Raw genomic sequence first — 7,348 nt, forward strand, 5'->3', positions numbered from 1 at the left:
CTCGTCAGGTCGCCGCGGGCGGCGGATTTTTCTTGTCGGCGGCGCCGGCGGCGGCCGCCTTGATCACATCCTTCTGCAGATGCTGCTCAGCGTCGAGGTTCTTCACGTACACGTCCACCTGGCGGAAGGCGATGTTGATGCCGTGCTTGGCGAATTCGCGATCGATGAAGCGGTTGATCTCGTCGGTAGCCGGGTTGCGGTCGCCGAGGTCGCGCACGTGGATGCGCAGCTCGTGATCCAGGGTGCTCTCGCCGAAGCTGAGGAAGTAGACGATCGGCGACGGCTCCTTGAGTACGCGGGGGTTTTCCTGGGCGGCCTGCAGCAGCAGTTTGCGCACCAGATCCAGATCCGAGCCGTAGCTGACGCCCACCTTGAGGGTGACGCGGGTGACCGTGTCGCTCAGCGACCAGTTGATCAGCTGGCCGGTGATGAAGGTCTTGTTCGGAACGATGATTTCCTTGTGGTCGAAATCGGTGATGGTGGTGGCGCGAATGCGGATCTTGCTCACCGTACCGGACAGGTTGCCGATGGTGACCACGTCGCCGATGCGCACCGGACGCTCGAACAGGATGATCAGGCCGGAGATGAAGTTGGCGAAGATCTCCTGCAGGCCGAAACCCAGGCCCACCGACAGCGCCGCCACCAGCCATTGCAGCTTGTCCCAGCTCACCCCCAGGGTGGACAGGGTGCTGACGATACCGATACCCACCAGCACGTAGGACAGCAGGGTGGTGGTGGCGTAGGCGCTGCCCTGGGCCAGCTTCAGGCGTGACAGCACCAGCACCTCGAGCAGACCGGGCAGGTTGCGCGCCAGGGCCACGGTGATGGCGACGATGATCAGCGCGCCAAGCACGTCCATCAGGCTGATCGGCACCATGGTGGCGGTATCGCCGGTGCCGCTGCTGTATTCGTACAGGCTGACGGTTTCCAGGTAGGTGAACACGCCGATCAGTTCGGCCCAGACCCAGTACAGGCAGACCAGGAAACCGGCCAGCAGGGCCAGGCGGATCAGGCGCAGCGACTGCTGGTTGACCTGTTCGATATCCAGCGTCGGCTCCTCGATGCTGATCTCGCCGTCGCCTTCCTTGCTCTGTGCCTGGCGCTTGGCCAGGGCGCGCTGGTAGGCCAGGCGCCGTGCAGCCACGCTCAGGCCGCGGATCAGGGCGGCTTCGACGATCAGCCAGATGATCAGCAGATAGAGGGTGTCGATCAGGCGGTCGGTCAGCTTCAGGGCGGTGTAGTAGTAGCCGAAGGCAACCGCACCGATCAGCGCCAGCGGCAGCACATTGAACAGCATCCCGACGCTGGTACGCAGCGCCGAAGTGTGTTCCCGCTGCGGCGCATTGAACAGCAGGCGGAACATCAGCCAGGCCATCAGCGCATAGCAGCTGAGCACCACACAGATGCCGATCACGTCGCTGGCCAGGCTGTCGGGCTGGTGCTCGGCGATGCTCACCACCGCCACCAGCGCCATCACCACCATGCCCAGATGGCGCAGGTGGCGGCGGAAGAAGGACACGTTGGCCGGTGGCCAGTGGAAGTGCAGCACCGCCACGCCATCGGGTGCCAGGATGCGATGCAGGGTATAGAACACCAGCCAGGCTTCGGCCATCTCGTAGAACGCGCCGCCCAGGTAGAGGTTCTGCCCGCGTGCATCGTGCAGCAGGGCATAGCCGCAGAGCATCAGGAACAGCGCGACCGGCAGCGCCAGCACCAGGTTCAGGCCCAGGGCGAAGGGGGTGTGCAGCTGGCTGTCACGCTTGTAGTGGCCGATATCGGCATGCAGGTTGCCGAGCTTGCCGAACAGGTACTGGCGGCGCCACAGAATCAGCGCGCAGAGCAGCAGCAACGGCAGAAACACCAGCGGTCGCTCCAGCAGCGCGGCGCTCAGTTCGCTCAGCACCACGCCCCAGGGCAGGCTGTCTAGCTGCTGCTGCAGGCGCCGCGGGGCACTTTTCAGCCACTCGAGATCCAGCGGCTTGTTGCTGGGAATCCAGAACATCTGCTCGTCGATGGTGGCGCGCAGGTTGCTGGCGGTGCTGTGCAGTTCGCGCTGGTTGAGCTGCAGGGTGATCGACTCGTTGAGCAGGGAGTTGAGCGAGCGACTCAGGCGCTCGAGCAGCTCGCGGCGCGTTTTCAGCTGATCGAGCAGGGCATTGCGCAGCTCCGGGGTGACGTTCTCGCTCGGCTGGCCCTGCAGCAGGTTGTCGACATAACGCGCCGGATCGCTGATCTCGTCGCGCTGCTTGTTCAGGTCGAACTGATACAGGCGGATATCGGCGATCTCGTCGGCCAGTCGGCTGTCTTCCAGCTGCAGCTGCGGCAGGGCCTGTTTCTGCTGATAGAGGATGCGCGACAGCAGCAGGCTGCCCTGCAGCACCCGGATCTGCTCGTCCAGGGCCTGGTTGGCCTGGTTGAGGTTATCCAGTTGCTGGCGGGTTCTCAGGTTCTGCTCGGTCAGGCTGTTGAGGCGGTCGGTGGAGCGCAGCAGGTAATCGGACAGCTTGAGGTTGAGCGAACTTTCCCGAGCCAGCAGGCGGTCGGAGCTGGCACGCTCGGCCTCGCGCGACTGCTCGGCGACGGTCTGCTCCGACTCGGCGCGGCGGCGTTCGTTGATCAGGCTCTGCAGCTCCTGGCGCTCCAGCTCGGCGCGGCGGATGCGCTCCTCGAGCAGCGCACGCTGGGCGCTGCCGAGGTCCAGCAGCTGGCTGTTGCCGGCCATTTCCTGGCGGCGCAGCTGGGTCTGCGCGGCGAGCTGGGCGAGCTCGGCGTTGAGCAGGGCGCGCCGTTCCGGCGTCAGCGGCTTGCCGTCGTCCCGGCCGCTTTTCAGGCTGTTGTTGATCTGCTGGCTGCGCGCCTGGTTCTGGCTGATCTCGGCCTGGGCGCGCTCGGGGCGGGTCTGCGCGGTGATCACCAGGCTATTGGCCTCGATGATCGCCTTGTTCCATTCGGTCAGCTGGTTGGAGCGCTCGTTCAGCAGCTGTTCCAGTTGTGCCAGCGAGGTGCGCGCGTGGCGCTCGGCGGCGGCTACCTCGGGGCTGGCCTTGAGCCGGTCCAGCTCGCGCTGGGCTTCGGTGATCAGGCGTGGCGCGCCATCGAGCTGCTTGCGCAGATCGTTCAGCCGCTGTTCGCTGGTGTCGCGGTCCTTGAGCATGCGCAGCGTCTGCTCGAGGGTCTGCTTCAGCGCCAGTTGCTCGGCCTCCGGCAGTTTGCGGTCGGCCAGGGTATCCAGGCTCTGCTGGACATCAGCGGCCTTGGGCGGCTCTTCGGCGTGCGCGGCGCTCAGGCCGAAACACAGGAGAAACAGGATGAGGGCTAGCGAATGGCGCAACTGGGGCATGATGACCTGGCGGCAGAGAAGTGGACGAGCTGAGTGTAGGCGGCAGGCGCTGGCACCTTCGGCGATGACGAGCGGCCTAGGTCTGCGATCCTAGCAAAGTCTCAGAGGAACAGCCCGGGGCCCGGACGACTGCCCTCGGGGAATCTGACGCCGACCTTGCGCACCTTGTTCCCTTCCATCGAGGCCACCGTCCAGGTCAGACCCTGCCACTCCACCTGATCGCCGACCACCGGCTCGCCGCCGATTTCATGGGCGATGAAGCGGCCCAGCGGCTGATGGCCGTCCAGACCGTCCAGCTTGAGGCCGTAGAGCGCGGCCACGGCGGCCAGTTCGGCGTCACCTTCGAGTACGAAGTCGCCGAAGAAGCGCAGGTCCTGGCCCCGTTTGGGAGCCTGGCTGAACAGCTTGCCGAGCGCCGGCAGGTCGTGCTCATGGCCGATCACACAGAGCAGATCCCCGGCCTCCAGGCGTGTGCTGCCCGAGGGGTGGAGCAGTTCGCGGCCGCGAAACAGGGCGGCGATGCGGGTGCCGTCGGGCATGTTCAGCTCGCGCAGGGCGGCGCCGATGCACCATTTCTCCGCGCCCAGGCGATAGACGAACAGCTCCCACTGGCTGGTGGGGTGTACCTCCAGGCCGGCGCGCGATACCGGTGCCGGCTCCGGCGGTACGGTGACGCGCATCAGCTTGGCGGCCAGCGGCAGGCTGGTGCCCTGCAGCAGCAGCGACACCAGGACGATGAAGAAGGCCACGTTGAAAAACAGCTGTGCGTTGGGCAGGCCGGCCATCAGCGGGAAGACGGCGAGGATGATCGGCACCGCGCCGCGCAGGCCGACCCAGGCGATGAACATCCGCTCGCGGTCGTGGAACGCGCGAAACGGCAGCAAGCCGAGGAAGATCGACAGCGGTCGGGCGAACAGGATCATCCACAGCGCCAGGCCCAGCGCAGGCACGGCGATGGGCAGCAACTCATGCGGCGTGACCAGCAGGCCGAGCACCAGGAACATGCCGATCTGTGCCAGCCAGGTCAGCCCGTCGAGCATGTGCAGGATGCCGTGACGCGAACGAATCGGCCGGTTGCCCAGCAGCAGGCCGCACAGGTAGATGGCGAGAATGCCGCTGCCGCCCACGGCCGTGGTGATGGCGAAGATGATTAGGCCTCCGCTGACCACCAGCAGTGGGTAAAGGCCGGTTGCCAGTTCCATGCGGTTGATCAGCAGGAGCAATAGCCAGCCGCCGCCGAGGCCGAGCAGGGCGCCGAGGCCGAACTGCTGCACCAGCTGGATCGGCAGGTCCCAGCTGAAGCCGCTTTGGCCGCTGGCGAGCATGGCGATCAGGGTGACGGTGAGGAACACCGCCATCGGGTCGTTGCTGCCGGACTCGATTTCCAGCGTGGAGCTGACCCGCTCGTTGAGGCCGCGGCCGCCGAGCAGGGAGAACACCGCTGCGGCATCGGTGGAGCCGACGATGGCGCCGATCAGCAGGCCCTCGAGCAGGCTCAGGTCGAACAGCCAGGCTGCGGCCAGGCCGGTCAGCCCCGCCGTTATCATCACCCCCAGCGTGGCCAGTGACAGCGATGGCCACAGCGCCACGCGGAAGCTCGACACCCGTGTGCGCATGCCGCCATCGAGCAGGATCACGGCCAGCGCCAGGTTGCCCACCAGATAGGCCAGGGGATAGTTGTCGAAGACGATGCCGCCGGGGCCGTCGGTGCCGGCGAGCATGCCGACAGCGAGGAAGATCACCAGAATAGGGATGCCGAAGCGGGTGCCGAAGGCGCTGACCAGAATGCTGGCCGCCACCAGCAGGGCGCCGATCAAGAACAGATTGTTGATGGCGGCGGCGTCCAACGGCGTACTCCTGGCCTGGTGGTGAAGGCGCCGTTATGCATGGCGCGTGCCAGGGATTCTAACCGTTGCCCTCGTGGCGCTGTCAAAAAGGTTATTACATTTTTCTAAATTGCCCCGAAGCGACGCGGGCCGGGCCGCCTCGGAGCATTGGCTCAGGTCAGAACCAGGCGTCCTGCATGCCCAGGCAAGTGTCGTCGCGCGCTTCGAGGATGGCCAGGTCGTGGTGGCAGCCAGGCACTTCCCAGGTCAGGAAGTAGCGCGCGGCCTGCAGCTTGCCGCGGTAGAAGGCCTGCTCCTCGGCATTGTCCGTGCGGGCCAGGCCCTGCTCGGCGCGAATCGCCTGTTCCAGCCAGCGCCAGCCGATCACGGTGTGGCCGAACACCTTCAGGTACAGCGCCGAGTTGGCCAGGCCCTGGTTGACCTTGCCGCTCATCAGGTCGCCGAGCAGGGCCAGGGTCACCGCCTGCAGGCGGGCCAGCAGTTGCTCCAGCGGCTGGCGCAGGGTGGTGAGCGACTCATGCGCGCTGGCGCGCTGGCAGCAGTCGTTGATCAGCTTGAGCAGCTGCTTGAGCGCGGCGCCGCCGTTCATCGAGACCTTGCGCCCGAGCAGGTCGAGCGACTGGATACCGTGCGTGCCTTCGTGGATCGGGTTGAGGCGGTTGTCGCGGTAGTACTGCTCCACCGGGTACTCGCGGGTGTAGCCGTGGCCGCCGAGGATCTGGATGGCCAGCTCGTTGGCCTTGAGGCAGAACTCCGAGGGCCAGGATTTGACGATGGGGGTGAGCAGGTCGAGCAGCTCCAGCGCCTGCTGGCGCTGTTCGGCGGTTTCCAGGGTCTGGGTGTCATCGAACAGGCGTGCGGCATACAGGCCGAGGTCGAAGGCGCCTTCGACGTAGGCCTTCTGCGTCAGTAGCATGCGCCGCACGTCGGCGTGCTCGATGATGGAAATCTGCGCGCTGCTCGGGTCCTTGCCGTCCGGCTGGCGGCCTTGCGGACGGTTGCGCGCGTAGTCCAGCGAGTACAGGTAGCCGGCATAGCCGAGCATGATCGCGCCCATGCCGACACCGATGCGCGCCTCGTTCATCATCTGGAACATGTAGGAGAGGCCGGCGTGCGGCTTACCCACCAGGTAGCCGACGCACTCGCCGTTGTCGCCGAAGTTCAGCGCCGTGGAGGTGGTGCCGCGCCAGCCCATCTTGTGGAACAGGCCGGCCAGGGTGACGTCGTTGCGCGCACCCAGGCTGCCGTCTTCATTGACGTGGAACTTGGGCACCAGGAACAGGCTGATGCCCTTCACCCCGGGCGGTGCGTCCGGCAGCTTGGCCAGCACCATGTGCACGATGTTCTCGGAGATCGGCTGGTCGCCGCCGGAGATGAAGATCTTGTTGCCCTTGATGCGGTAGCTGCCGTCGGCGTGCGGTTCGGCCTTTGTGCGGATGTCCGACAGCGACGAGCCGGCGTGCGGCTCGGTCAGCGCCATGGTGCCGAAGAAGCGGCCATCGATGATCGGCTGCAGGTAGCGGGCCTTCTGCTCCTCGCTGCCGAAGGCCTCGATCAGGTTGGCCACGCCCATGGTCAGCATCGAATAGGAGCTGGTGGCGATATTGGCCGACTGGAAATGGGCGAAGCAGGCCTGCGACAGCAGGTTGGGCAGCTGCATGCCGCCATGCTCGAAGTCGCGCGTCGCATTGAGGAAACCCGCCTCGTGGAAGGCGCGCAGGGCCGGTTCGACCTCCGGGATCAGTACCGCGCCGCCGTCGACGTATTGCGGCTCGTGTTCGTCGTTCTTGCGGTTGTGCGGGGCGAACAGTTCTTCGGCGATGCCGCGTGCGGTGCTGATCGCCGCCTCGAAGGTCTCGCGGTTGTGGTCGGCGAAGCGCGGACGCTGGGTCAGGGCTTCGGCGTCGAGCACCTCGAAGAGTTCGAACGCCAGGTTGCGGGAGCTGAGCAGGGTCTCGGACATGGAACGGGCCTCCAGATGATCGAGCGAGTCTAGGCAGCCAGTCGCCTGGCTGCCCAGCATCATCATCGGTGGTGATAAAGCCCTACATCACCCGTAGGAGCGGCTGGGCGGCATTGCGCTTCAGCCGCGTTTCGCAAACGGGGCAAAGCCCAGCGCCAGCTCGCGGGTCAGCTCGGCGGCGGGCATGGGCCTGCTGCC

3 protein-coding genes are annotated in these 7,348 nt (G+C 66.1%); all 3 read right to left on the minus strand.

Annotated features, from left to right (window positions below):
• Positions 1-4: 4 nt before the first annotated feature.
• Complete coding sequence (mscK, locus tag N7333_RS14045; RefSeq protein WP_129481879.1) at positions 5-3,340, minus strand: mechanosensitive channel MscK; 3,336 nt, start codon at positions 3,338-3,340, stop codon at positions 5-7.
• A 101-nt stretch (positions 3,341-3,441) separates the two neighbouring features.
• On the minus strand, positions 3,442-5,187 hold the full coding sequence (locus N7333_RS14050; RefSeq protein ID WP_096827525.1) for a potassium/proton antiporter: 1,746 nt from the start codon (positions 5,185-5,187) through the stop codon (positions 3,442-3,444).
• A gap of 157 nt (positions 5,188-5,344) precedes the next feature.
• On the minus strand, positions 5,345-7,150 hold the full coding sequence (locus N7333_RS14055) for an acyl-CoA dehydrogenase (protein ID WP_129481878.1): 1,806 nt from the start codon (positions 7,148-7,150) through the stop codon (positions 5,345-5,347).
• Between the last annotated feature and the right edge of the window lie 198 nt (positions 7,151-7,348).

Source organism: Pseudomonas sp. GD04158, from assembly GCF_029834875.1.
Lineage (GTDB): Bacteria > Pseudomonadota > Gammaproteobacteria > Pseudomonadales > Pseudomonadaceae > Aquipseudomonas > Aquipseudomonas hydrolytica.

What these genes read in the sequence shown, in the direction of transcription:
- mscK (WP_129481879.1), bottom strand. Translation starts at nt 3,340, where the DNA reads ATGCCCCAGTTGCGCCATTCGCTAGCCCTCATCCTGTTTCTCCTGTGT.
- N7333_RS14055 (WP_129481878.1), bottom strand. Translation starts at nt 7,150, where the DNA reads ATGTCCGAGACCCTGCTCAGCTCCCGCAACCTGGCGTTCGAACTCTTC.